General features: G+C 65.9%; 27 protein-coding genes and 1 tRNA gene. 21 read left to right on the top strand and 7 right to left on the bottom strand.

Annotated elements, in window-relative coordinates:
• From EV655_RS17010 to EV655_RS17065, 12 genes are all read left to right on the top strand, one after another.
• On the top strand, window positions 1-1,200 hold a 1,200-nt coding region (locus tag EV655_RS17010), incomplete at its 5' end, for a phage tail tape measure protein (RefSeq protein ID WP_207902014.1).
• Window positions 1,200-1,727 (top strand): hypothetical protein, encoded by a 528-nt coding sequence (locus tag EV655_RS17015; protein WP_132546558.1) that lies wholly within the window; start codon window positions 1,200-1,202, stop codon window positions 1,725-1,727. The genes EV655_RS17010 and EV655_RS17015, both read left to right, overlap by 1 nt.
• The gene (locus tag EV655_RS17020) at window positions 1,724-3,370 is read left to right on the top strand and encodes a hypothetical protein (RefSeq protein ID WP_132546559.1); all 1,647 of its coding nucleotides are present in this window, start codon (window positions 1,724-1,726) and stop codon (window positions 3,368-3,370) included. Before EV655_RS17015 ends, EV655_RS17020 begins: the two co-directional genes overlap by 4 nt.
• Window positions 3,370-5,877: a hypothetical protein gene (locus tag EV655_RS17025; protein ID WP_132546560.1), complete on the top strand. Its 2,508-nt coding sequence runs from the start codon at window positions 3,370-3,372 to the stop codon at window positions 5,875-5,877. Before EV655_RS17020 ends, EV655_RS17025 begins: the two co-directional genes overlap by 1 nt.
• A 69-nt stretch (window positions 5,878-5,946) precedes the next feature.
• Entirely contained in the window at window positions 5,947-6,483 is a 537-nt protein-coding gene (locus EV655_RS17030) for a sigma factor (protein ID WP_165905385.1), read from the top strand.
• Between the two features lie 14 nt (window positions 6,484-6,497).
• A complete protein-coding gene (locus EV655_RS17035; RefSeq protein WP_132546562.1) occupies window positions 6,498-6,794 on the top strand; it encodes a YjcB family protein in 297 nt (98 codons plus the stop codon).
• On the top strand, window positions 6,794-6,985 hold the full coding sequence (locus EV655_RS17040; protein ID WP_132546563.1) for a hypothetical protein: 192 nt from the start codon (window positions 6,794-6,796) through the stop codon (window positions 6,983-6,985). The genes EV655_RS17035 and EV655_RS17040 overlap by 1 nt, the downstream gene beginning before the upstream one ends.
• Window positions 6,982-7,380, top strand: coding sequence for a hypothetical protein (locus tag EV655_RS17045; RefSeq protein WP_132546564.1), 399 nt, complete (start codon window positions 6,982-6,984; stop codon window positions 7,378-7,380). The genes EV655_RS17040 and EV655_RS17045 overlap by 4 nt, the downstream gene beginning before the upstream one ends.
• Window positions 7,359-7,631: a hypothetical protein gene (locus EV655_RS17050; RefSeq protein ID WP_132546565.1), complete on the top strand. Its 273-nt coding sequence runs from the start codon at window positions 7,359-7,361 to the stop codon at window positions 7,629-7,631. The genes EV655_RS17045 and EV655_RS17050 overlap by 22 nt, the downstream gene beginning before the upstream one ends.
• Window positions 7,631-8,512, top strand: coding sequence for a metallophosphoesterase (locus EV655_RS17055; protein WP_132546566.1), 882 nt, complete (start codon window positions 7,631-7,633; stop codon window positions 8,510-8,512). Before EV655_RS17050 ends, EV655_RS17055 begins: the two co-directional genes overlap by 1 nt.
• Window positions 8,513-8,581: 69 nt before the next feature.
• The gene (locus EV655_RS17060) at window positions 8,582-8,779 is read left to right on the top strand and encodes a hypothetical protein (RefSeq protein ID WP_132546567.1); all 198 of its coding nucleotides are present in this window, start codon (window positions 8,582-8,584) and stop codon (window positions 8,777-8,779) included.
• Window positions 8,776-9,873 carry a tyrosine-type recombinase/integrase gene (locus EV655_RS17065; RefSeq protein ID WP_132546568.1) on the top strand — a complete coding sequence of 366 codons (1,098 nt, stop codon included), beginning with the start codon at window positions 8,776-8,778 and terminating at the stop codon, window positions 9,871-9,873. Before EV655_RS17060 ends, EV655_RS17065 begins: the two co-directional genes overlap by 4 nt.
• Before the next feature lie 74 nt (window positions 9,874-9,947).
• Here the strand turns inward: EV655_RS17065 and EV655_RS17070 are convergent.
• A tRNA-Ile gene (locus tag EV655_RS17070) sits at window positions 9,948-10,023 on the bottom strand.
• A gap of 116 nt (window positions 10,024-10,139) precedes the next feature.
• Here EV655_RS17070 and purM point away from each other — a divergent pair.
• From purM to rnd, 3 genes are all read left to right on the top strand, one after another.
• Window positions 10,140-11,186, top strand: a complete 1,047-nt coding sequence (gene purM / locus EV655_RS17075; protein ID WP_132546569.1) for a phosphoribosylformylglycinamidine cyclo-ligase — start codon at window positions 10,140-10,142, stop codon at window positions 11,184-11,186.
• Window positions 11,183-11,773, top strand: a complete 591-nt coding sequence (purN, locus tag EV655_RS17080) for a phosphoribosylglycinamide formyltransferase (protein WP_132546570.1) — start codon at window positions 11,183-11,185, stop codon at window positions 11,771-11,773. Before purM ends, purN begins: the two co-directional genes overlap by 4 nt.
• 148 nt (window positions 11,774-11,921) lie before the next feature.
• A complete protein-coding gene (gene rnd, locus EV655_RS17085) occupies window positions 11,922-13,085 on the top strand; it encodes a ribonuclease D (protein ID WP_132546571.1) in 1,164 nt (387 codons plus the stop codon).
• Between the two features lie 37 nt (window positions 13,086-13,122).
• On the opposite strand, the gene EV655_RS17090 is transcribed toward rnd, so the two are convergent.
• Window positions 13,123-13,587, bottom strand: a complete 465-nt coding sequence (locus EV655_RS17090; RefSeq protein ID WP_132546572.1) for a hypothetical protein — start codon at window positions 13,585-13,587, stop codon at window positions 13,123-13,125.
• A gap of 135 nt (window positions 13,588-13,722) precedes the next feature.
• On the opposite strand from EV655_RS17090, the gene EV655_RS17095 reads away from it, so the two are divergent.
• On the top strand, window positions 13,723-14,154 hold the full coding sequence (locus EV655_RS17095; RefSeq protein WP_132546573.1) for a SufE family protein: 432 nt from the start codon (window positions 13,723-13,725) through the stop codon (window positions 14,152-14,154).
• A gap of 16 nt (window positions 14,155-14,170) precedes the next feature.
• On the opposite strand, the gene EV655_RS17100 is transcribed toward EV655_RS17095, so the two are convergent.
• The 4 genes from EV655_RS17100 to EV655_RS17110 form a co-directional block, all read right to left on the bottom strand.
• On the bottom strand, window positions 14,171-14,809 hold the full coding sequence (locus tag EV655_RS17100; RefSeq protein ID WP_132546574.1) for a DUF1638 domain-containing protein: 639 nt from the start codon (window positions 14,807-14,809) through the stop codon (window positions 14,171-14,173).
• Window positions 14,806-14,964 (bottom strand): hypothetical protein, encoded by a 159-nt coding sequence (locus tag EV655_RS18760; RefSeq protein ID WP_165905386.1) that lies wholly within the window; start codon window positions 14,962-14,964, stop codon window positions 14,806-14,808. The genes EV655_RS17100 and EV655_RS18760 overlap by 4 nt, the downstream gene beginning before the upstream one ends.
• A 60-nt stretch (window positions 14,965-15,024) precedes the next feature.
• The gene (locus tag EV655_RS17105) at window positions 15,025-15,729 is read right to left on the bottom strand and encodes a corrinoid protein (RefSeq protein WP_132546575.1); all 705 of its coding nucleotides are present in this window, start codon (window positions 15,727-15,729) and stop codon (window positions 15,025-15,027) included.
• 149 nt (window positions 15,730-15,878) lie between these two features.
• A complete protein-coding gene (locus tag EV655_RS17110; RefSeq protein ID WP_165905387.1) occupies window positions 15,879-16,868 on the bottom strand; it encodes an SGNH/GDSL hydrolase family protein in 990 nt (329 codons plus the stop codon).
• Between the two features lie 114 nt (window positions 16,869-16,982).
• On the opposite strand from EV655_RS17110, the gene EV655_RS17115 reads away from it, so the two are divergent.
• The 3 genes from EV655_RS17115 (at window position 16,983) to EV655_RS17125 (ending at window position 20,585) form a co-directional block, all read left to right on the top strand.
• Complete coding sequence (locus EV655_RS17115; RefSeq protein ID WP_132546576.1) at window positions 16,983-18,053, top strand: PA0069 family radical SAM protein; 1,071 nt, start codon at window positions 16,983-16,985, stop codon at window positions 18,051-18,053.
• 89 nt (window positions 18,054-18,142) lie between these two features.
• Entirely contained in the window at window positions 18,143-20,119 is a 1,977-nt protein-coding gene (locus tag EV655_RS17120) for a heme lyase CcmF/NrfE family subunit (RefSeq protein WP_132546577.1), read from the top strand.
• A 10-nt stretch (window positions 20,120-20,129) separates the two neighbouring features.
• Complete coding sequence (locus EV655_RS17125) at window positions 20,130-20,585, top strand: cytochrome c-type biogenesis protein (RefSeq protein ID WP_132546599.1); 456 nt, start codon at window positions 20,130-20,132, stop codon at window positions 20,583-20,585.
• A 73-nt stretch (window positions 20,586-20,658) separates the two neighbouring features.
• Here EV655_RS17125 and EV655_RS17130 read toward each other — a convergent pair whose 3' ends face one another.
• Complete coding sequence (locus tag EV655_RS17130) at window positions 20,659-22,230, bottom strand: lysine--tRNA ligase (protein WP_132546578.1); 1,572 nt, start codon at window positions 22,228-22,230, stop codon at window positions 20,659-20,661.
• A 114-nt stretch (window positions 22,231-22,344) separates the two neighbouring features.
• Between EV655_RS17130 and EV655_RS17135 the strand changes: the two genes are divergently transcribed.
• Together EV655_RS17135 and EV655_RS17140 are read left to right on the top strand one after the other, a co-directional pair.
• Window positions 22,345-22,764: a tellurite resistance TerB family protein gene (locus EV655_RS17135; RefSeq protein ID WP_132546579.1), complete on the top strand. Its 420-nt coding sequence runs from the start codon at window positions 22,345-22,347 to the stop codon at window positions 22,762-22,764.
• The gene (locus EV655_RS17140) at window positions 22,764-23,132 is read left to right on the top strand and encodes an inorganic pyrophosphatase (RefSeq protein WP_132546580.1); all 369 of its coding nucleotides are present in this window, start codon (window positions 22,764-22,766) and stop codon (window positions 23,130-23,132) included. The genes EV655_RS17135 and EV655_RS17140 overlap by 1 nt, the downstream gene beginning before the upstream one ends.
• Window positions 23,133-23,281 lie beyond the last annotated feature (149 nt).

Here is a 23,281-nt window from a genome sequence, read left to right on the forward strand (position 1 = left end):
CCCCGACGAACTCCGTCAGGGGCAAGGTTCCACATGGGTCAAATCTCAGTGACAATTCCGACTGCTGCCGGGTCAGTTCTCAGTGACAGCCAACAAAACGCTGTGAAGAATGCCGAAATCCGCGTCCAGGGCCTGATCGGCGAACTCGGCAAGCTGGACTCCGCAACGCGCGATCTGGGGATCGAGCTGGCGGAGGAAGGTGGACTCCTCGAAACCATGACGAAGCTGGTGCAGAAGACCACCGAGTGGGTTTCCAAGCTGGGTGAGGCATCGCCGAAAACAATGCAGTGGGTCGCCGGAATCGGTGTCGGGCTTTCGCTGCTCGGGCCCTTCCTGGTGAATGTCGGTCAAGCCGCGATTGGGATCGCGCTGCTGGCTAAAGGCCTTGCCCTGGTGGGGCTGCGTTTCGGTGTTCTTCGAGTCGCGGTTGCCGGGCTGTTCAAGCTGTTCGGGAAGCTCCTCAATCCAATCCAGCTGGTTGCCGGATTCTTGTGGCGGATCGTCGGCTTTGGTTCGAGACTCGGCGCCATCCTGACAGTCCTCAGAACGATCGCGCTCGCGATCGCCGCGTTCATCGGTGGGCTTGTTTCAGTGCCGGCAGCGATTGTCGTGGCTATCGTTGCTGCCCTGGCCAGTCTTGCCGCCTTGATCTGGAAGTTCCGCGACGAGATCGTCCTCGCCATTTCGAACGCATGGGAAGCTTCTGCGGAAGCCGCAAGAGCTGCGTTCTCCAATGTCCTCTCCTGGCTGTTCGACAAGTTCATGGCGCTCTGGGATTTGATCCCGTCGCGCGAAGATATTGCCAGCGCATGGGAGGGCTCGACGCTCGGCAAGGCGATCAACAAGATCCCCGGCTTCGCTACCGGTGCCGTCGATATCCGCGGGCCCGGGACTGGCACGAGCGACAGCATCCTCGCGTGGCTTTCGAACGGTGAGAGCGTGATCAGCTCCGCGGCGACCAGGTTCTGGGGGCCGGGGTTCCTGGATGCTGTGAATAACATGGTCATGCCGCCCATGCCGGCGATGGCGGCCGCAGGTGCTGCGCCGGCCGGCCGTGTCCTGGTCGATATCCCGGGGCCGGGCGGGTCGATGTTCACGCTCGAAGCTGACGAGGAAACCGCGAACAGGATGAGCCGCTACTACGGCAGGGCCTCCTCAACCCGCATGAAATCGGCGTCAAGATTCCAGAGGAGGGGCTGATGGGATACCAGACTAGGCTCCGCATCTTCGGCGCCGATGGCAACGAGATCCCGATCCCGGAGGGGGCCGGGCGTGGGTTGTCGATGTCCCAGTCGGCGATCGCGGCCGCGCAGAAAATCCGGCGGGATATCTACGCTACCGCGCACAACCTGAGCGATCCAGCGTTCCAGAAATACGCTGTCGAGATCTACTGCACTGACCAGGACCTGCCCGCGTTGGGTGGTGTCTGGCCGGGCGACGTCATCACCATTCATTCGATCCAGTCGATATCGGAGCGGATGTCAGCGTCCGGGGCCATGATCCTGTCCAGGGAGCCTGTTCATGGAACGGTCAAGGCGTTCAACGCGGCTGGGGCGGTCGTTGCCCACACAGAAACCGCTGTCCCTGGGGGCGTCGAGGTGTCCGCACCCGGGGCTGTGCGTGTGAAATACCGCCCGATCCTGCACATCATGGTCTTCGACAAAGGAGGCGATGAGCGCGAAATCGAAGCCTCGATCAGCTGGAGCTTGTCGGGAGAAGAGGTATGACACTGCCGTTCATTGCCCTAGTTGGCCCAGGCGAGACCTTCGATCCCGCGACTCACGCCAGGAAAGACCTGACGCCCTTTCAGTTGCGGATTTCGCAGCGGGAAGAAGAGTATGCCAGGGCTGATCTGGAGATCGAGAATCCGAAGGCCGGCTTGTCGAGCCTGGATGGAAGCCGCGTTTTCATCTCGCTCGATGGTGTTCTTCTCTTCGATGGTGAAGTCGAGACCATGCCGCGCGGCAGCCTTGAGGAGACAGTCGAGGTTGGTTTCGTCGGTAAGCCGGGGACTGCAGACCTAGATTTGGCTTCGCTCCTGGAGAGCCTGAAAACCGCGCCATACTGGGACGCCCTCTGCGTTCCAGAGGGCGAAGAGGACAACCCCTCCGAGGTCCTCGCGGGACATGGTCTCGTTCTTGCCTGGCCCCGCGATGGTGGTCAGGTGCAGGCGGCGGATCCGCTGTCCGGCGCCCGGACGCTGGTTCTGACGCCGTTCGAGGGGTCACTGGATGTCCAGCCCATCGAGCCGGTCCCGCATCAGGTCATGGTGAAACTGTCCGTCCAATTCACGCAGCTCGGCGTGGAGACATTCACGCTGACCTCGGACCTATTTCCCCTCGAGACGATGTGCGCCGACACTCTCCTGGAGAACTGGCCCGGGCCCGGCGCGTCCCTCGGCGACGGCTTCAGGATCCGCGAGTCCACCATCGAAGAGGATGGCGATCGCGAAATCGTTCAAGTGCTGCGGCCCGTTGCATCCGACGAGCTGGATCCTGTCTGGATTGACGCCGGCACGGTTCCGGTTCGCTACGAGGTGGCAACGCTCGACGGCAGGCTCCGCGTCGAACATCGCTACAAGACACGCAGGATCGAGACAGCGGAGATCACCGTCGCGGCCGGCATTCAGCAGTCGCTCCGTTCCGGAGAGGTCGAGGAAATCGAGATCGGGCTGCGCGATATCGCCGGCGTCTCGGATATTCCGGCATGGCGGCCCCAGGCGGAATACAGCGCCGGAGATCAGGTGGTCGACGGTGCCAGCGTTTACGAAGCGCGCGAAGACCACACATCCGGCACAAACCGGGATCCTTCGAAGTGGTTCCTGGTCGGAGAAACAAGCTACGTCGCCTCTAGGCGTGCGGACTCGTTCCTCCGGACTGACCGTGGCCGCGCAGTTATTCAGCATGCGATAGAGCGCGCCAGGGCTCGACTTCGGTATCTCGCTCGGAACGCCCGGGTGTCGTTCGATTGCCCGATGCCTGATCCGTCTCTCTTGGATCACGACTGCATGGCATCTGTGCAAACCGCCCAGGGTATGATCACCGGCCGCGTGGTTTCCTACACCCTGTCCTGGTCGGGGGAAGGCGAGAAGGTCGCGAGCGTCGAGATCGAGGCGGCGATCGGAACAGGTTCCGATGATACGTTCGCCTGGTCCGAGATCCCCGGGGTGCCCGCATATTCCGGCGGCCGGGTTTCCGTTTCCGTATCCGGACGCGGAGAGGATCAGCGCAACGCAGCGACAGAAGGAGACGATATCCCGGAAACCGTTATCCGGATCGAGCCTGTCGCTGCCCCCGCTGTCGATTTCGAACATGAAGTCGAATACGAGGTCAGCGGTGAGATCTCAGTCCCCAGACAGATCGAGATCTGATGTCCACCACCCTCGAGAATGTCGTCCTCTCCGGAGCCCTGAAGCCGCAAGATGGGCACAGAGAGAGTCCGACCGAGGACCAGGCAACTAGCGATCTGGAAATCCGCGGCGGTGTGCCGGCGCCGCGTGATCGCGGGCATCATGACTACGGCCAGACAATACAGCACAATGCCGAGCGCAGGTCGGACCTGAGGACGCTGCGCTATCAGGTCAATGACGGCGCGATCCGGCCATCCGATTACAGCCGATACATGATCAGGACGACCGGCGACCTGACCGTCTCTCTCGGCCGGACGATAGAAGTTCCCGCGGACCAGCGGCATCCGGAGCTGGGCGCGCGCGTCCGAGAAGCGGACGTTGAGGTCATAATCTACCACGCGTCCGACGCGAATATTTCTTGGCCGTCGAATGTGGTCTGGGGAAGGGTGGGCTACACGCTGACGCCCGACAATCCCGCGACCGCGGATACCGACGAGACTGCTCTTGCCGAGGTTGCCGGACCGCCGCCGAACCCTCGCGCGGCCGGCACCGCTGACCGATTCACGCTGCGATACAACGAGCGGACAGCAGAGTGGTGGGCGATCGCGACGCATACCGGCGTCGCTTCAGCGGACCCCGACGACGCGGCAGATGACGCGACCGACCCGGAGCCGGACCCCGAGGATCCTGGCGAGGACGGCACCGCGGAGCCCGGGGATACGGAGCACATCTATTTCGACCCGGAGACTGGCGAGCCGATGGCCACCGTCCAGCCCGGTGGCTGGAGCGGGGATCTCCTGGCCGTCCATCCTGGAGCCGTGTCTGTTTCGGACGACTGCGGCGCCACGTGGACGAAATACAATGACGCGCCTGGCTCGCCGCTGTCTGTCTCCGCGCAGCGCAGCAGCACCGTCATTGCCTCCGGCGGCAAGGCATACCGCAGCGTGAATTATCAGGACTGGACGCCGCTCCAGCTCGAGTCCGAATTCACTGCTGAAGTTCCGCTTGTGAATGGAGATTTCGAGACCGGCGGACTGGACGGATGGACGCTTGTGGCCGGCGACGAGCCGCGCGTGCTCGACACCTCGCAGCCGCCGCAGCGTCCTGGATCGTCGCATTACCTGAGTCGCGACTGGGTGGTTTTCACGGACGGCGAATTCGAACTCGAGCAGAATGTCGTCATCCCGAGCAACGGCGTCGTCCAGCTCTCTGCCGATCTCTTCGCGGAGCCTGGCGCGATCGCGACCGTCGAGTTGCTCGGCCGATCGACGCTGCCCGTGATCCACGGCAGCCCGCAATTCTCCGGCGGCGTTGCGGCAGGTTTCGCCACCGCGCCAACCGGGGAGACGCTCGACCTGCATCACACCGGCGGAAGCCTCGCGGGCGTCGCTGGAGGCGTCAATGGCGGCGATGGCACCAGAACTTTCGAAGTCCGATATGCTGAAACGAGCGAGATTTACAATCGCCCGATCGCGCTGTATTTCGGCGATATCGACGACCACGAAATGGTCGAGGTCGATACGGCGGATATTCTCGGCTATGACTTCGGCGACTCCCAATATCTTTCCGCGAACATAGTCGGATCGAAAACGCGTTTCACATCGTCTCGCGATAATGAAGGTCCTCTCGCAATTATTTTCCGAAACGGGAATATTTCTTTCTACCTCGATCTCATTCTTTCCGTTGTTGGGCTCGGCGGGACGCCCCCTCAATTCGAGGGGCTCTCTGCCGAAAGCACGATTATTTCTGCATCGAATGCCGGAAGCGGGGATTGGCTGAATGTCGTGAAATCAGCTCCTGCAGAATCCGGTGAAGCCGTAATTCGCATTCGCGGCGAGGGTTCGCCCGCGAATGTCTATTTCGACAACATCCGCCTTTCTCTCGTGAGCCAGCGCGACGAAACCGCGACCGCCGTTGCTCGGGATCTGGATGGGCGCCGGCATATCATAGCGACGAATACGTCGCTGCACATGCAGGACTCCGGCCTGCCGGAATACCTGGCGCCGGTGCCTTTCCCATCGGCATTCCTCGCCGCCGCGCACGGCGATACGATCCTGCTTTCCGACGGCGTGAAGGTCGCGATATCCGACGACGACGGACAGACCTGGGCGACTCACGTGCCGGCGGCTGGAGTGTCGCAGCTATTCGCTGCGCCGCGGCCGCTCGCGGTGCTGTCGAGCGGCGCGGTTGTGTCCGTCGAAACCGACGCCCTGACCGTCCTTTCGACGCGCGCGGCCGGCGCCTGGGTCGCCTGGGATGCCCGGCGCCAGCGCTGGGTCGCGGTCGAACCGGGCGGCGCGGTCTCGCAGTCGCCGGACCTCGAAATCTGGTCCGACCCCGGCGTTTTCCCGAGTCAACCCTCCGATACCGTTGCCGGAGAGCGAAGAATCCTCGCGACCGATATCGGGCGATACATCGGCTGGCTGGATGAAGTGCGCGACCTTTTCCATGCCGATCGTCCGATCGACCAATGGTCTCTTTCGCCGTCGCTGACTGCTCCGATCCTGCACCTCGTAGAGATCAAGTGATCCGCTTTCCGAAAGGAAGTCCGAGGACCTAGTTCCCTTATAACGGGAACGGGGACAATGGGGCCTGGGATGATTTCGAAGCAAGAAGCGGACACGCTTTGTGTGCAGTATATGGGGTTCGCTTCAGCGGAAGCTGCCCGATTCCATCGGAAGAATCCGGATATGATTTCGGATGATCTCGAAGGAGTAGCGATTGAAGCGATGGTGAAGGCAGCGCCTCGTTTCAATCCGGCGCGGGGATACGATTTTTCAACATTCGTCCGACATCGAATTCGTGGGGACCTCCTGGACTTTTCGAGAAAAGAGAGGAGGGCGCGTGGAGATCTGGACGCGGAAACGGTGGAACCCTCATTCGAACCGGATCACAGCGAAAAATGCGATGTCGCCGCAGCATTGGAGCGAATGTCGGATATCCCGGGTCAGCGCGGCATGACGGCACGATATGCGCAGGAGCTCCTGCTGCGCCGTGCGTGTGGAGAGTCTCACCGAGACATTGCCGCGTCTGAAGGCGTCCAACCATCCACAATTCTACGGCGCGAAAGACGCGCGCTGGATATGGCTCGCGCAACGCTGAAGGCGACCAGAAGCGATATCTCGGAAACATAGACGGGACGAGATTCATGGCTGAGCCAACCAGTGGCGTCGATTTCGGGGTTGTCTCCTGGGTGATAACCACGCTCCTCGGAATCGCAATGGCGGTGCTGGGTGCGATGTGGAAGCTGCACAACGACGAGATCCGGACGACGAAAGAGCGGCTCGACAAAACGCGACATGATCTCGCCGATCACCGCGTCGAAGTCGCCAACAAATACGTCTCCCATGAGACGCTGTCGAAGATGGAAAACCGGCTCGACAAGCGCTTCGATGAGCTGCGCGATCTCCTGAATGCGGTGCTGCAATACGACAGGAAGCAGTGATGCGAAAGCTGGGCACCAGAGAAACGGCTTGGGTGATGCTCGCATTCCTGCTCGGATCAGCCGGATATCTCATCGCCATTCTGCCGGACGCGCAGAAAGTCCAGGTGTTCGAAAGCCTCGTCGTCCCGATCACCGGTTTCGTCGCCTTTGCGTTCGGCGCGAAGGTCTATCAGGCGCGGGGTGAGCAGTGATCCTGAACATCCTGAAATGGGCCACGCTGCCGGCGATCCGATTCTTCACGAGCAAGCCGGGTCGATGGGCAATTGTCGAGAGCGCGTCTGTGCTCGCGATCGCTGCGCTGGGGGCCCTTTTCTACGTCCAGGCGGGGCAGCGAGCGGACGAGATCCACGCCCTCCGAGATCGCATGTCTGGTGTCCAGGAAGAGCTCCGGGCAGAAAGACAGAAAAATGCCGAGCTGGCCGCCCGCCACGCCGCCGAGCTCGACGCGATCCGCGCTGCCGCCGAACGCCGCGATGTGCTCCGGTTCAGTAGCGACCTGCTCACCGACCGTCTCGATGCCGTCGCCGACCAGCCCCTCGCCGCCAGCACCAGGGAGTTGCTCGAATGGGCCGCCGAAACGCGCTGACCCTTGTCGCCCTGGCCCTGGCCGGGTGCGCGGATCCTGTGGTCCGAGTCGTCGAGCGGCCCGTCATCGTCCTGCCGCCAGCGGAACTGCGGTCGTGCGCGCCGGAACCCGCGGCGCCTGTCGGGACCGCGAGCCAGCGCGATGCAGATGCGTGGGCAGGGGCGGCGATCCTGGCCGGTCGCGACTGTCGTGAGACGCTGGAAGCCGCCATGGATTTTCTCATCGACCAGGACAAACCGAAAGGGCCCTAATGGACCCCGCACGCCTGATCTCTATCTCGCCCGGCAAGACAGCTCTCGTCATCCCGGATCTCCACGTCAAGAACGGAGAACGCCAGCGCACCTTGGACCGGCTGCGGGCGATCTCGAAAATGATCGTCGACCTCAAGCCGGACTATGCGATCGTCATGGGCGATGTCGGCGAGTTCGCGAATGTCGCAGACTGGCTGAAGGTATTCGACGGCGCAAAGGCCTGGCAAGACGCGCTGGCGTTCCGCGAAGCGCTGAAGTTGCTGCGGTCCTTTGTGGATGCAGAGAATGCGCGACACCGGCGCAACCGGCACTCGGAGCGCGTCTATGAGCCGGAAGCCTGGTATCTGCTCGAGGGTAATCACGAGGAGCGCTGGCGGCGCCGGTCCGAAACCCGGGGCGGTGATGGGCAGCGCGGAACCTGGGGGCACGACCTGCTGCAGGTGATCGCTGAAGATCTCGGTTTCACCTGGATCCCGCTCGGAGAATATCTCTGGCTGCACAAGATCGGGTTCGCGCATTTCCAGAAGACAGGGACGAAGAGGCAGGCCGCTGCGCTCTCGACGATGAAGAACCGGCACCGGTCGTTCTTCGCGGTCCACGAGCACACATACGGCCTCCTAATGGATTGGGCGGCTGATGGCGACCGCCTGGTGGTCGGGAAGCTTGGCTGCTTCAAGCCACCAGAAGACACCGATGTGACGGCCGGCGAATGGTCCGGGATCACCTTCCTCGCGGACATGCGCGACGGCCAGTGCATGCCGCACTCCTGGACATATGATCAGGTCCTCGAGCGCTACGGCGAGGGCGACTACGCGGAGGAGCTTCGCACCTCCCGCGCCCTCGATGCCGGCATGCGGTCGGCGGCGGCGGCGGCGTTCTAACGACGCGTTTCAAATGTTTCAGGCGATCACAAAGTCTTACGATAGAGCGCCACGACTAATATTCCACGCATGAACAAGACCCCAACCAAAGCCCTGATCGCTCGCGCGATCTCTGCAGTCGAAGCGGCGGGCATGACTCCTGGCGCCCTGGTCATCCGGCCGGACGGATCGTTCTCTGTTGAAATCCTTCAGCCGTCACGCGAACCAGAAGAGACTCCGCGCGAACGGAACTTACCGAAGAAGTGGGGTGAGAAGAGAGCGGCATGAAGCACCATTTTCCAGGTCTACTGAAAGACCACACCGCCGCCGGCACTCTCCGGTGGCGTGTCCGTGTCGAGGGTCATCCGAACCGGAAAATTCGGATCCCGGTTGGGCCAGGTGAGCCCGGGTTTCACGAGCATTATTTCGCGGCGCGGGCGGGGCACACGCTTGAGACGGTGAAGCCCAAGGCGCCAAAAGCCGGCACGCTCGACGCGTTGTGCGACCGCTATCTTGAAGCTATGGAGGCGAGGGTCCAGGCCGGGAAGGCATCGCCTCTGACGCTCCGCGGCCACCGATCGCTCCTGAACCAAGTCCGCGAATTCAAGGATCCGGACGGCGACAGGATGGGATCGCTTGACGCCGACATGCCGAAAGCGGCCTTCATCCACATTCAGGACTCTTTCGGATCCCGGACCGGGGCCGCGGACAACGCCCTCAAAGCGCTGTGTGCGGCGTATCGTTGGGGCGCGGACAGGGGCTTCCCGGAAGACTCCGCCGTTTTCCGAGTCAAGCGGGTGCATCAGCCTGGTGGTGGTGCGACGCCATGGACAGAGAAGGACGTGAAGGCGTTCTTGAAGACTCATGGGCCCGGCACAACCGCCCGGCTCTGGTTCCTGCTCGCGTTTAACTCGCTCGGCCGTATCGGTGATATGCACCGGCTCGGCCCCGGAAACCTCGACCAAGCTGATGGCGAGACCTTCCTTTCCTGGCAGCCGAGTAAGAAAGGATCTGCGCCGGTCAGTGTGCCGCTCCTGCCGTCCCTCGAAGAGGAACTCGGCCGGCATGACATCCAGGGCGCATTCCTCCGAACGGAATACGGTCGCCCCTTCGCGTCATCGAACTCGCTCGACAACCGCGTCAGAAAATGGACCATCGCCGCCGGCCTGGTCGGGCTCGACGGCAAGGCCACCCGCAGCCAGCACGGCATCCGCAAAGCAACAGCAGAGGCCATCGCCGCAGCCGGCGCCACGCAATACGAGCTCATGTCGGCCATGTCCCACACCCAAGCGAAGACCTCTGAAATCTACACAAAAGCTGTTCAGAGAAGGGGACTCGCGGCCGCCGCGATCGCCCGCCTGCGCGACCTCGACCTCGGCTAACCTGGACCACGGCCCGGATTTCGTGGTCCATATCGCCAGCTAACCGCTTGAAAAACATACAGAAAACAGGAAAATGGTAGGCCCGGAGGGACTCGAACCCCCAACCAAGGCGTTATGAGCGCCCTGCTCTGACCATTGAGCTACAGGCCCGACAGGTTCCCTGACTAGCAGACAGGGACGGTCCGTCAAGCCGTGGCCAGCCCCGGCCCCCGTGGACAGCGCGCGGGCGATCGGCTAACGCTGCCCCGACCAGACGGAGGGCGTCCATGACCGAGCGCAACAAGGGCCTTACCTACGCCGAGGCGGGCGTGGACATCGACGCGGGCAACGCGCTGGTCGAGCGGATCAAGCCCGCGGCCCGGCGCACGGCCCGGCCCGGCGTGATGTCGGGTCTGGGCGGCTTTGGCGCGCTGTTCGACCTGAGGGCCGCCGGGTACACCGACCCTGTGCTGGTGGCTGCGACCGATGGGGTGGGCACAAAGCTCAGGATAGCGATCGACACCGGGGAACTTGGCGGCGTCGGCATCGACCTTGTCGCGATGTGCGTCAACGATCTGGTCTGTCAGGGGGCGGAGCCCTTGTTCTTCCTCGACTATTTCGCGACCGGCAAGCTGTCGGTCGACGAGGCCGCGGCGGTGATCGAGGGTATCGCCGAGGGCTGCGCCCGGGCGGGCTGCGCGTTGATCGGGGGCGAGACGGCGGAAATGCCGGGGATGTATCACGACGGCGATTTCGACCTCGCGGGGTTTGCCGTCGGCGCGATGGAGCGGGGCGCGGACCTGCCCGCCGGCGTGGCCGAGGGCGACGTGCTGCTGGGGCTTGCCTCGGACGGGGTCCATTCCAACGGCTACTCGCTGGTGCGCAAGGTGGTCGAGGTGGCGGGGCTGTCCTGGGACGCGCCCGCGCCCTTTGCCGCGGGTCCGCTGGGCGCGGCGCTGCTGACGCCCACGCGCCTGTACGTGAAACCGGCGCTCGCCGCGATCCGGGCGGGCGGGGTCCATGCGCTGGCGCATATCACCGGTGGCGGGATCACCGAGAACCTGCCCCGCGTCCTGCCCGAGGGGCTGGGCGCCGGGATCGACCTGGATGCGTGGGACCTGCCGCCGGTGTTCCGCTGGCTGGCGGAGACCGCCGGGATGTCAGAGTCCGAGATTCTCAAGACCTTCAATTCCGGGATCGGCATGGTTCTGGCCGTGGCGCCCGACCGGGCCGCGGCGCTTGCCGAGTTGCTGACCGCCGAAGGCGAGACGGTGGTCCGGATCGGCCGGGTTCAGACGGGGCAGGGGGTGGCCTACCGGGGCAGCCTGTTGTGAAGCGCGTCGCGATCCTGATCTCGGGGGGCGGCTCGAACATGGTGGCGCTGGCCGAGAGCATGGCGGGCGATCACCCCGCGCGCCCCGTGCTGGTGCTGTCGAACGTGCCGGGGGCGGGGGGGCTTGCAAAGGCCGAAGGGATGGGCATCCCCACCGCACTCGTCGATCACCGCCCCTTCGGCAAGGATCGCGCAGCCTTCGAGGCGGCGTTGCAGGCCGAGCTTGACCGGGCCGCACCCGACATCCTGTGCCTTGCCGGTTTCATGCGGGTTCTGACCGAGGGCTTTGTCACCGGCTGGGCGGGACGGATGCTGAACATCCATCCCTCGCTCCTGCCGAAGTACCGCGGGCTCGACACCCATGCCCGCGCCATCGCGGCGGGCGACACGCAGGCCGGCTGCAGCGTGCACGAGGTGACCGCCGAACTCGATGGCGGGCCGATTCTCGGGCAGGCGCGCGTGCCGGTCCTGCCGGGCGACACGCCCGAGACGCTGGCCGCGCGCGTCCTGACGATGGAGCACCGGCTTTACCCCGCGGTCCTGCATCGTTTCGCGATGGGCGACCGGCGCCCGGTGATGTTGCCTTGAACGCCCCGCAATGCCGCGATTCCAGTGAGCTTTTGCCTGCTGTACCGGGTCGCGATGAACCCTTCCCAAGGCCTCGGGCTTTCTTTATCAGGGGGTAAAGCGGCACGAAGCCGGGGGTGTGGATGCGAGCGGCAGGATACGGGCGCGGATGAAGACACTGACCACCACCGAAGCGCTGGCCGCCTTCTGCACCGAGGCCGCGCAGGCACCTTACGTCACCATCGACACCGAGTTCCTGCGCGAACGCACCTATTACGCCAAGCTCTGCCTGCTGCAACTGGCCATTCCCGGTGCGACCGGCCCGGATGGCGAGGCGGTGCTTGTCGATCCGCTGGCCGAGGGTCTGTCGCTCGATCCGCTTTACCAGCTGTTCCGCAACACCAACGTCGTCAAGGTATTCCACGCCGCGCGCCAGGACCTCGAGATCTTCTTTATCGAGGGCAAGGTCTTTCCCGAACCGCTGTTCGATACCCAGGTCGCCGCCATGGTCTGCGGCTTTGGCGAGCAGGTGGGCTACGAGACGCTGGTGCGCAAGATCGCCAAGGCCAATCTCGACAAGACATCGCGTTTTACCGACTGGTCGCGCCGGCCGCTGTCCGAGGCGCAAAAGGTCTATGCGCTGGCCGATGTCACGCATCTGCGGGTGATCTACGAATACCTCGCGGCCGAACTGGACCGCACCGGGCGGGCCAAGTGGCTGCACGAGGAACTGGGCGTTCTGACCGATCCCGAAACCTATATCGTCCGTCCCTCCGAGGCGTGGGAGCGGGTCAAGACCCGCACCAATTCCGGCAAGTTCCTTGCCGTGGTGCGCGAGCTGGCGCGGTTCCGCGAGGGCTATGCCCAGTCGCGCAACATTCCGCGCAGCCGGGTCTACAAGGACGACGCGCTGCTGGAGTTGGCCTCGACCCGGCCGCAGAACCTCGAGGAACTGTCGCGCGCGCGGCTTTTGCTGCGCGAGGCGCGGCGGGGCGAGATTGCCGAGGGCATCATCGCGGCGGTCAAGGTCGCCCACGAGACGCCGCCCGAGGATTATCCCAAGCTGTCCGGGACGAACGCCAAGTTGCAGGTCAATCCCGCGCTTGCCGATCTGCTGCGGGTATTGCTGAAGGCCAAGTCAGAAGAGACCGGCGTGGCGCAAAAGCTGATCGCCACGGCCTCGGATCTCGACCTGATCGCGGCGGGCGAACGCGATGTGCCCGCGCTCAGGGGCTGGCGGCGCGAGGTATTCGGCGAGGATGCGCTGCGGCTTTGCTCAGGCAAGATCGCGCTTGCCGCCAAGGGCAGCAATGTCGAGGTCGTGACGCTCTGAAAGGGTGCCGCGGGCAAGACTTACCCGCCGCGGGATCCTAACGGCTGGAGCGTTGCTGGTTGCGGGCGCCACGCACGACGATGGCACGCACGCCCTCCAGATCCTGCGTGCTGAGGAACGCGCCCGCGGTGACCTCGCGCGAGGGCTCTGTGCCGGCCCGCGTCGGCTGGTCGGGGGGCGCGACGCGGAAATCGTAGACGATCACCCCCGCCTTGTCCGGTGTCGCCGGATCGCGCACGAGGTCGGCCATCCAGAATCCCTGGCGCGGCGGGCGCCCGGTTGCCTGGATGATCGCGCCGCCCGGCGTGCGCTCGACGCTCATCTCGACCACGAGATCGGCCAGCGGACGCGGATCGGCCGCCGCCTGGCCCGGGGCCACCGCGACGACTTCCACGGTCGAGCCGCCGAACCAGTTGAACGGGTTGAGGCGCGACTCTCGAACGGTGGAACAGCCGCCCAGCGTCAGCGCGACCGACAGGATGACCAGAAGCGGTGCCCGCATAATGCTCTCCGGGGTTGCCTTCTGCCCACGGGTTAGCCCAATCGGGGCCCGTTGAAAAGCCGCGACAGGCAGGGTGCTGGACCTTTCGCCCCGCGCCGCCTAGGTAAGGGGCGCAATGGCAAGGAGGCCCGGGCAGTGGCGAGCGTGGCGTTCGAGGAGATCGTGGAGACCTTCGACTTCCTGGAGGACTGGGAGGACCGCTATCGCCACGTGATCGAGATGGGCCGCGCGATGGAGCCGCTGGCCGACGCCTTCAAGGTGCCCGCGACCAAGGTGGATGGCTGCGCGAGCCAGGTCTGGCTGATGGCCGAGATCGACGGCACGGGGCCGGAGGCCGTCTATCATTTCAAGGGCGACAGCGACGCGATGATCGTGCGCGGGCTGATCGCGGTGCTCAAGGCGCTATATGACGGGCGGACGGTGGCCGAGGTTCTGGACACCGACGCAGGCGCGCAGATGGCCCGGCTGGGGCTGGACGAGCACCTGTCCTCGCAACGCTCGAACGGGTTGCGCGCGATGGTCGAGCGGGTTCGCAGCCAGGCCGCAGGCGCCGCCGAAGGCGTCTGAACGGACCGTCGCCGGTTCAGGCGCGTGCCGCCAGGAACCGCGCAAGGTCGCCATAGCCCGTAGGGCGCCGCTCATAGGCCAGCCCCAGCCGCGCCGCGCAGTCCCGCGCCCGCGCGTCCAGCGCGGGATCCTCGGTCTGGGCAAGGTAGACGAGCCGGTCGTAATTTCCGAAATAGGCCTCGATCAGGTCGGGATGACGATCGAGCCCCAGCGGGCGCCAGACGAAGGCGTCGAACTGGCGGGCGAGGAAATCGGTCAGGTAGAAGGCCGTCAACTCGTCCTCGGCGCGGGCGGCAAAGGCGTCGAGCCCGTCGAAGAACGCGTAGCAATGCGGCCCCTCGATCATCTCGACGCCCAGTTCGGCGCAGGTGCGCGCCAACGCGCCGCCGGTGCCGCAATCTGCATAGGCCACCAGGATCGTGCCATAGCCCGCCCGGTGCCGCCCGACGGCCTCGCGCAGGCCCGGCGCGATGCGCTCCGGGTGATTGTGCCAGATCGCGGGCAGGCAGGCGAGGTCGAGGTGGTTCCAGCCATTCGCCCGCTTCAGGGCCAGGATCTCGTGGGCAAGCGCGCCGCAGGCGATCACCAGAACCCGGCCCCGGCCCCCGGGCGCAAGCCCCGCTTCGGTCAGCGCGCGGTCGTCGGGGGCGGTCATCTGCGCGGGAAAAGGCGCAACAGCAGCGCCGCGGCCAGCGCCAGCGGAATAAGGATCGCCATCCCGTGGCCGGGCAGGGCGGTCACCAGACCGGCCGTAAGGGCACCGGCTGCGATCACGCCGGCGAGGATCAGGGCGAAGACGCGGAACGGCATGGCGATTTCCTCTGCATTGCAAAGGATATGTGGGGCCCCGGACCCGGGGCCCGCAAGGGGTCAGCCCGCGACGGCCTGGTTGTGCTTGCGCGCGACATGGGCCTTGGCCGTCTCGACCGCCACGGCCGCGTCGCGGCAATAGGCATCCGCGCCGATCGCCCGGCCGAATTCCTCGTTCAGGGGCGCGCCGCCCACCAGAACGATGTAGTCCTCGCGGATGCCCTTTTCGGCCAGGGTGTCGATCACGACCTTCATGTAGGGCATGGTGGTGGTCAGCAGCGCGGACATGCCCAGGATGTCGGGCTGCTCGGCATCCAGCGCAGCCAGGTAGCGGTCGACATCGGTGTTGATGCCCAGATCGACCACCTCGAAGCCCGCGCCTTCCATCATCATCGACACGAGGTTCTTGCCGATGTCGTGGATGTCGCCCTTGACGGTGCCGATCACCATCTTGCCCATCCGGGGCGCGCCGGTCTCGGCCAGCAGTGGCTTGAGGATGCCCATGCCGGCCTTCATCGCGTTCGCGGCCAGCAGCACCTCGGGCACGAACAGGATGCCGTCTCGGAAATCGTTGCCGACGACGGTCATGCCCGCGACCAGCGCCTCGGTCAGCACGCGGTAGGGCGTCCAGCCGCGCTCGAGCAGGATCTCGACGCCTTCCACGACCTCGTCCCTGAGCCCGTCATAGAGGTCGTCATGCATCTGCGGGACAAGTTCCTCGTCCGGCAGTTCGGACAGGATCAGATCATCGTCTTCGTCGGCCATTCCCGTATCTCCGGTTCCCGCGGGCGCGGCCCGCCGGGGCCGTCCCTTTGCTGCGATCTATCGCGATTTCACGCGGTACGACTTGGCCGGTTGCGACATCGCCCGCGCAAGGCGCGACGTTTTCGGCCGGGACCGGCCGCAGGGTTGGCTCAGGCCGCGTGAATGGGGGCGGGACCATCCGCGCGCCGCCGCCGGACCAGCGCAAAGCCCCCAAGCCCCGCGATCAGCAGCGCCCCTCCGGCGGGCAGCGGCACCGGCGCGACGGTCGCGACGAATCGCTCAGCAATGAGCGCATGCGCCTGTTCGGTCGGGTGGATCGTGTCGTAGAACAGGTAGCCGCCGCAGTCGCCAACCGCGCCCGCCAGCAAGTCGGCAAGACAGGGCGTGGCGGTGTTCGTCAGGCCATAGGCGGCGCCGTCCGCCTGGACCGCTGCGAACAGGCCGAAGATGTCGACATAGCGGACCTGGCCGCCGGTCACGCCATTCAATCCGGCCTGGAGGGTGGCGTTGAACGCCGTGGTCGCGCCCGTGGCGGCGGCAGAGGCGGCGCTTCCCAGTGCCATCACCTCGGGGATCCTGCCAAGATCGGGCAGGCCGACCACCGCAACCGTCCTCAGCCCGGCGCCGATCAGGTCCTGCACCCCGGCGACGATCTGCGCGACGGCGCCACCGATCGCCGCGGCAGTCGCGGCGCCGGGATCGGGCGCGCGGAACGCATCGCGCAAGTCGTTTCCGCCGAACCAGACCGCCGCCAGCGGGTTCGCCCCCAGCGTCGGGGCCAGCGGGGCGAATAGCGCGCGCTGGTCGATGAAATCGGGCACGTCCACCGTGTAGGGCCCACCGGGCAGGTCGATGGCAAATTCGCCCTGCTGAACCGCCGTGGCGCCGCCGAAGGCAAAGTTGGTGCCCGAGACCAGATCGGCGCCCAGTTGCGTGGCCCAGGTATCGCCATCGGTAAACTGGCCTTCCGGATAGCGCGACGCAAGTGGCGAACCCGGCGCGGCCAGAGATCCAAGGACATTGCCCGGATCGCTGAGGCTGTCGCCGAAGACGAAGAAATCGGAATAGGGGCCAAGCGACCCGGCGCCTGCGCCAAGCGGCGCAAGCGCAAGCGCGGCCGCGAATGCGAGATGTTTCATGTGTCCTCCCTGACGGTTACGCTTGTCGAGGGAAGTAGACCGGGCGGTGCGCCCGCTGTCCACGCCCTTGTGCGCGACCTTGCGGATGTTCCTTTTATGTTCCATCTTTTGCGGATGGACAGACCGCTTGCGCGAACGCCCGGCCGTGGGGCTGCCTCGAACCCAGCCAACCGCTATGACCGGTTCTCGGCCGAGGCGGTCGCGGATGGCTGGGCGCCCGAGGCGGAGCTGCCCGTCCTGCGCACCGAGTTGCGGCTGGAACGGCCGCGCAGGGTCATCACGCGGAACGCATCGCCGGACGTGCCGTTCGATCGCTCGATCAATCCCTACCGGGGGTGCGAGCATGGCTGCATCTACTGCTTTGCCCGGCCGGGCCACGCCTGGCTGGGCCTGTCGCCGGGGCTGGATTTCGAGACGCGGCTGGTCGCCCGGCCCGACGCGCCCGAGATTCTGGCGCGCGAGTTGTCGGCGCCCTCCTACCGGCCGCGCACCATCGCGATCGGCACCGCGACCGACCCCTATCAGCCGGTTGAGGGCGAGCAGCGGATCATGCGGCAGCTTCTCGAGGTGTTGCTGGCGTTTCGCCACCCGGTGGGGATCGTTACCCGCGGCACGCTGGTCGAGCGCGATCTCGACATCCTGTCCGAGATGGCCGGGATGGGCCTTGTGCGGGTGGGCGTGTCGCTGACCACGCTCGATCCCCGCCTTGCCCGCGCGATGGAGCCGCGCGCGCCCGCGCCCGAGCGGCGGCTCGCCACGGTCGCGCGGCTGGCCGAGGCCGGGGTCGAGGTTCGCGCGATGGTCGCGCCGGTGATTCCGGGCCTGACCGATCACGAGATCGAGGCGATCCTTGCGCGTGCCGCGGGCGCCGGGGCCGTCGCGGCGACCTGGGTGATGCTGCGCCTTCCGCTGGAGGTGTCCGGGCTGTTCCAGGATTGGCTTGCGCGGCACCGCCCGGACCGGGCGGGCCGGGTGATGGCCCGGCTGCGCGAGATGCATGGCGGGCGCGACTATGCGCCCGACTGGGGGAGGCGGATGCGGGGCGAGGGGCCCTATGCCCAGATGATCGGCCAGCGGTTCCGCGTGGCCGCGGCCCGGCTGGGGCTGGCGCGCGACCTGCCCGAACTGAGGACCGATCTTTTCCGCGTGCCGCCCAAGTCCGGCGATCAGTTGTCTCTGTTCTGACCGGGGGCCGCTCACGATCCCGTCAGCGCGGCGGCGCGCCGCGCGAAAAGCGATTGGCGGGGGCGGCCGCGCGGTCTAGAACTTGGCCCATGTTCATCGAGCTTGGTCACTTCGCCCTCACGCTTGCCTTCGCGATCTCGCTGGTGCAGGCCGTCGTCCCCCTGATCGGCGCCCACAAGGGGTGGAGCGGCTGGATGGCCATGGCCGAGCCCGCCTCGATCGCCCAGTTCATGCTGACCGCGTTCAGCTTTGCGGCGCTGACCTACGCCTTCGTCACGTCGGATTTCTCGGTCAGCCTGGTGGTCAACAACTCGCACACGCTGAAGCCGATGCTCTACAAGATCTCGGGCGTCTGGGGGAACCACGAGGGCTCGATGCTCCTCTGGGTGCTGATCCTGACGCTGTTCGGCGCGATGGCGGCGTGGTTCGGCGGCGGTCTGCCGCCGTCGCTCAGGGCCCGGGTGCTGGCGGTGCAATCGGCAATCTCGGCGGCGTTCTTCGCGTTCATCCTTTTCACCTCGAACCCGTTCGAGCGGATGGCCGCGATCCCGTTCGATGGCAGCGACCTGAACCCGCTGTTGCAGGATCCCGGATTGGCGTTCCATCCGCCGTTCCTCTACCTCGGTTATGTGGGGCTTTCGATCTGCTTCTCCTTTGCGGTCGCGGCCCTGATCGAGGGACGCGTCGATGCCGCCTGGGGCCGCTGGGTGCGGCCCTGGACGCTGGCGGCCTGGATCTGCCTGACCATCGGCATCGCGCTGGGGTCGTGGTGGGCCTATTACGAGCTTGGCTGGGGCGGGTTCTGGTTCTGGGATCCGGTCGAGAATGCCAGCTTCATGCCCTGGCTGATCTCGGCTGCGCTGCTTCATTCCGCCATCGTCGTGGAAAAGCGCGAGTCGCTGAAAAGCTGGACGATCCTGCTGGCCATCGTCGCCTTCGGCTTTTCGCTGATCGGGGCGTTCATCACGCGGTCGGGGATCATCACCAGCGTTCATGCCTTCGCCTCGGATCCGGAACGGGGGATGTTTCTTCTGCTGATCCTCGGCGTCTTCATGGGCGGCGCGCTGATGCTTTTCGCAGCGCGGGCCAGCGTGATGGAGGCCAAGGGCGTGTTCGGCACGGTCAGCCGCGAAACGGCGCTGGTGTTCAACAACATTCTGTTGGCGGTCGCGGCCTTTGTCGTCTTCGTCGGCACGATCTGGCCGCTGGTCGCCGAGATGGCCTTTGGCCGCAAGCTGTCGGTTGGCGCGCCGTTCTTCAACATGGCGTTCACGCCCTTCATGGTGGCGCTGGCGATCCTGCTGCCGCTGGGCGCGCTGCTGCCCTGGAAACGGGCGCGGCTTGGGCGGGCCGGGGGCGCGCTGGTGCCTGCCCTGGCCCTGGCGCTGGCCCTGGGCGCGCTGGCCTGGGCGATGCAGACGGGTCGCACGGCGCTTGGGCCGGTCGGGGTCGCCCTTGGCACCTGGCTGATCGCGGGCGCCGCGGTCGATCTGTGGCTGCGGGCCGGGCGGGCCGGGATCGTCGATCGGCTGCGCCGGATTGCCCGGTTGCCGCGGGCCGACTGGGGCAAGGCGGTGGCCCATTCGGGGCTGGGCATCACCATGATCGGCATCGCCGGGGTCACGGCCTGGCAGGTCGAGGACATCCGCGTGGCCCAGATCGGCGAGCGGTTCGAGGTGGGCGGCTATGGCGTGACGCTGGACAAGGTCGAGCGGGTGCAGGGGCCCAACTACGTCTCGACGACGGCGACCATGGGCGTCTGGCGGGGTGATCGCCGGGTTTCGACGCTTCACCCGGAAAAGCGCATCTACCCGGTGGCGGGGATGCCGACGACCGAGGCGGCGCTGGACAGCGGGCTGCGTCGCGACGTCTATCTGGTGATCGGCGACCCGCAGGAGGGCGGCGGCTGGGCGGTTCGCAGCTACATCAAGCCTTTCGCCAACTGGATCTGGGCGGGGGCGATCATCATGGCGCTGGGGGGCGGGCTGAGCCTGTCGGACCGCCGTGTGCGGGTGGCCGCGGGCGCGCGCCAGGACCGCGGCGCCGCACCCATGCCGGCGGAGTGAGGGACAGATGCTGAAACGGCTGACACTGATCCTCTCGCTTGTCCTTGCCGCTCCGGCCCTTGCGGTCGAGCCGTCCGAGGTTCTGGACGATCCCGGGCTGGAGGCCCGGGCGCGCGAGTTGTCCAAGGGGCTGCGGTGCCTTGTCTGCCGCAACGAGAGCATCGACGATTCGAACGCCTCGCTGGCCAAGGACCTGCGCATGCTGGTGCGCGAACGCATCTCGGCGGGGGATTCGGACCAGGACGTTCTGGACTATGTGGTGGGCCGCTATGGTGAATTCGTGCTGCTGAAGCCGCCGGCGACCGGATCCAACCTTGTGCTCTATGTGGCCGGTCCGGCGATGCTGGGGCTCGGTATGATCGTCGCCGCCTTCTACATCCGCGGCCGCCGCGGGCGCGAGACGCCGGGCGCGGCGGGGCTCAGCCCCGAGGAAGAGACACGCCTGAAAGAGATCATGGGCGAATAGGGTCCGCGCCGGGTTCGGCGGCCGCTGCCCTTGCCCGATCGCGCAGGCAGGAAGTGGGCAGCGGCGCTGACATTCACGCCCGCGCCAGCGCGTCCTCGATCAGTTTCACCGTCTCGGCCACGCCGTAAAGCGCGATGAAGCCGCCAAAGCGGGGGCCCTGGCTCTGGCCCAGCAGTACCTCGTAGAGCGCCTTGAACCAGTCGCGCAGGTTCTCGAAGCCATGATCCTTGCCCACCGCGAAGACGAGGCTTTGCAGTTCTTCGGCATCCAGCCCGCCCTGCCAGTCCTTGAGCCGGGCCACCAGATCCGCCATCGCGGCGCGTTCCTGCGCGTCGGGCGCGCGGAAGTGCAGGCTGGGGGCCACGAAATCGTGGAAATAGCGCACGGCGAACCCTGCGGCGGCGTCGAGATCGGGATGGGTCTCGGGCGATGCCTCGGGCGCATAGCGACGGATGAAGCCCCACAGCCCGGCCTTGTCCGTGGCGCCCGCCACCGAGGCGAGGTTCAGCAGCATCGCGAAAGGCACCACCATCCGGCTTTCGGGGGGAGCGCCGTTGTGGATGTGCCAGACCGGGTTGTCGATCTGCGCCTTGAGATCCTGGCCCGGGAAGGCGCGCAATTGCTGGTGGTATTCGTCCACCGCCCTGGGGATCACGTCCCACCACAGCCGCTTGGCGGTCTTGGGCTTCTGGTACATGAAGTAGGACAGGCTTTCGGTGGCGGCATAGCTGAGCCATTCGTCGATCGTCAGGCCGTTGCCGCGCGATTTCGAGATCTTCTCGCCGTTCTCGTCGAGGAAGAGCTCATAGGTGAAATGCTCGGGCTTGCGGCCGCCCAGAATCTCGCAGATCCGGTCGTAGATCGGGGTGTTGGTGGAATGGTCCTTGCCATACATCTCGAAATCGACGCCGAGCGCGGCCCAGCGCGCGCCGAAATCGGGCTTCCATTGCAGTTTCACCTGCCCGCCGGTCACCGGCAGCGTCCATTCCCGGCCATCCTCGTCGTCGAAGGTGATGGTGTGGTTCACCGCGTCGACATTCTTGAGCGGCACATACAGAACCCGCCCCGTCTCGGGATGGATCGGCAGGAAGATCGAGTAGGTCTGCTGGCGTTCCTCGCGCAGCGATTTCAGCATGACCGCCATCAGGTCGTCATAGCGTTCGGTGGCCAGCCGCAGCGTGTCGTCGAAGGCGCCGGAGCGGTAGAACTCGGTTGCCGAATAGAATTCGTACTCGAACCCGAAGGTATCGAGGAACCGGCGCAGCATCGCGTTGTTGTGGTGCCCGAAGCTTTCGTATTCTCCGAACGGGTCGGGCACGGCGGTCAGCGGGCGTTGCAGGTGTTCCTTCAGCATGTCCTGGTCGGGAACATTGCCGGGCACCTTGCGCATGCCGTCCATGTCGTCCGAGAAACAGAACAGCCGCGTGGGGATGTCGGAGATCGCCTCGAAGGCGCGGCGGATCATCGTGGTGCGCAGCACCTCGCCGAAGGTGCCGATATGGGGCAGGCCCGAGGGGCCATAGCCGGTCTCGAACAGCACGTATCCCTTGGCGGGCGGCGCCTTTTCATAGCGTTTGACCAGCCGGCGCGCCTCTTCGAAGGGCCAGGCCCTGGAGTTCATGGCGGCATCGCGCAGGTCGGTCATCTTGCATACTCTCTTGGCGCGCCGGGCCCCTTGCCCGGCAAGCCTCTTGTCCTATTGCCCCCCCGCTCCGGCGTCAATATTCTGCGCCGCAACATCGCCCCGAGGAGAGCCAGGATGCAGCCCGAAACCCCCATGACGCCGCAGGACGCGCTGGTCGCGATCATGGTGGCGGTGTCCGCCTCGGACGAGGCGATCCGCACCGCGGAGCTGGTGACCATCGAGCGGATGGTGAACCACCTGCCGGTCTTCGCCGATTACGACGTGGACCGGATTCCGGTCGTGGCGCAGACCGTGTTCGACCTGTTCGAGGAATACGAGGGGCTGGATGCGCTGTTCGGGCTGGTGCGCGAGGCGCTGCCCGAGAAGCTGCATGAAACCGCCTATGTCATGGCCTGCGACGTGGCCGCGGCGGACGGGCGGCTGGGCGAGCAGGAACTGCGCCTGCTCGAAGAGATCCGCTATGAGCTGAACATCGACCGGCTGGCGGCGGCGGCCATCGAACGCGCGGCGCGGGCGCGCCACAGGCTGGCCTGATGCGGGCGGTGGGCCCGCCCGAGCGGTTCTGGCCCTTTGCCGACGGGTTCGTCGCGGGGACGCGCGTGGTGATCGACCGTCCGCGCGGCAGCGCCCATCCGCGGTTTCCCCAGATCGCCTATCCGCTGGACTACGGCTATCTTGAGGGGACGCGGGCGATCGACGGCGACGGGGTGGACGTGTGGTGCGGGTCGGGCGACCGCGGGCGGGTGGCGGCGGTTGTGGCCTCGCTTGACCTGACCAAGCGCGATGGCGAACTGAAACTGCTGCTGGGCTGCACGGCTGACGAGGTCGAGCTGGTCCGCGCCTTCCACAACCAGTCCGACTGGGTGGCGGGGGCGCTGATCGCGCGGCCCGAGGGGGTCTAGGACCCGAATCTCCCGTGCGGTTCTGCCGGGCCCCCACAATGACGGCAGATGCCGCAGCGCGTGCGCAACGCCCGCCCGCCGGGGTTTCGCAAGAGTTGGGCGCAGCGGTTTTGGTGCCGATCCTGCGACAAATTCGGCCGCATGGTGGC

The sequence above is a fragment of the Rhodovulum euryhalinum genome, assembly GCF_004342445.1.
Classification (GTDB): domain Bacteria; phylum Pseudomonadota; class Alphaproteobacteria; order Rhodobacterales; family Rhodobacteraceae; genus Rhodovulum; species Rhodovulum euryhalinum.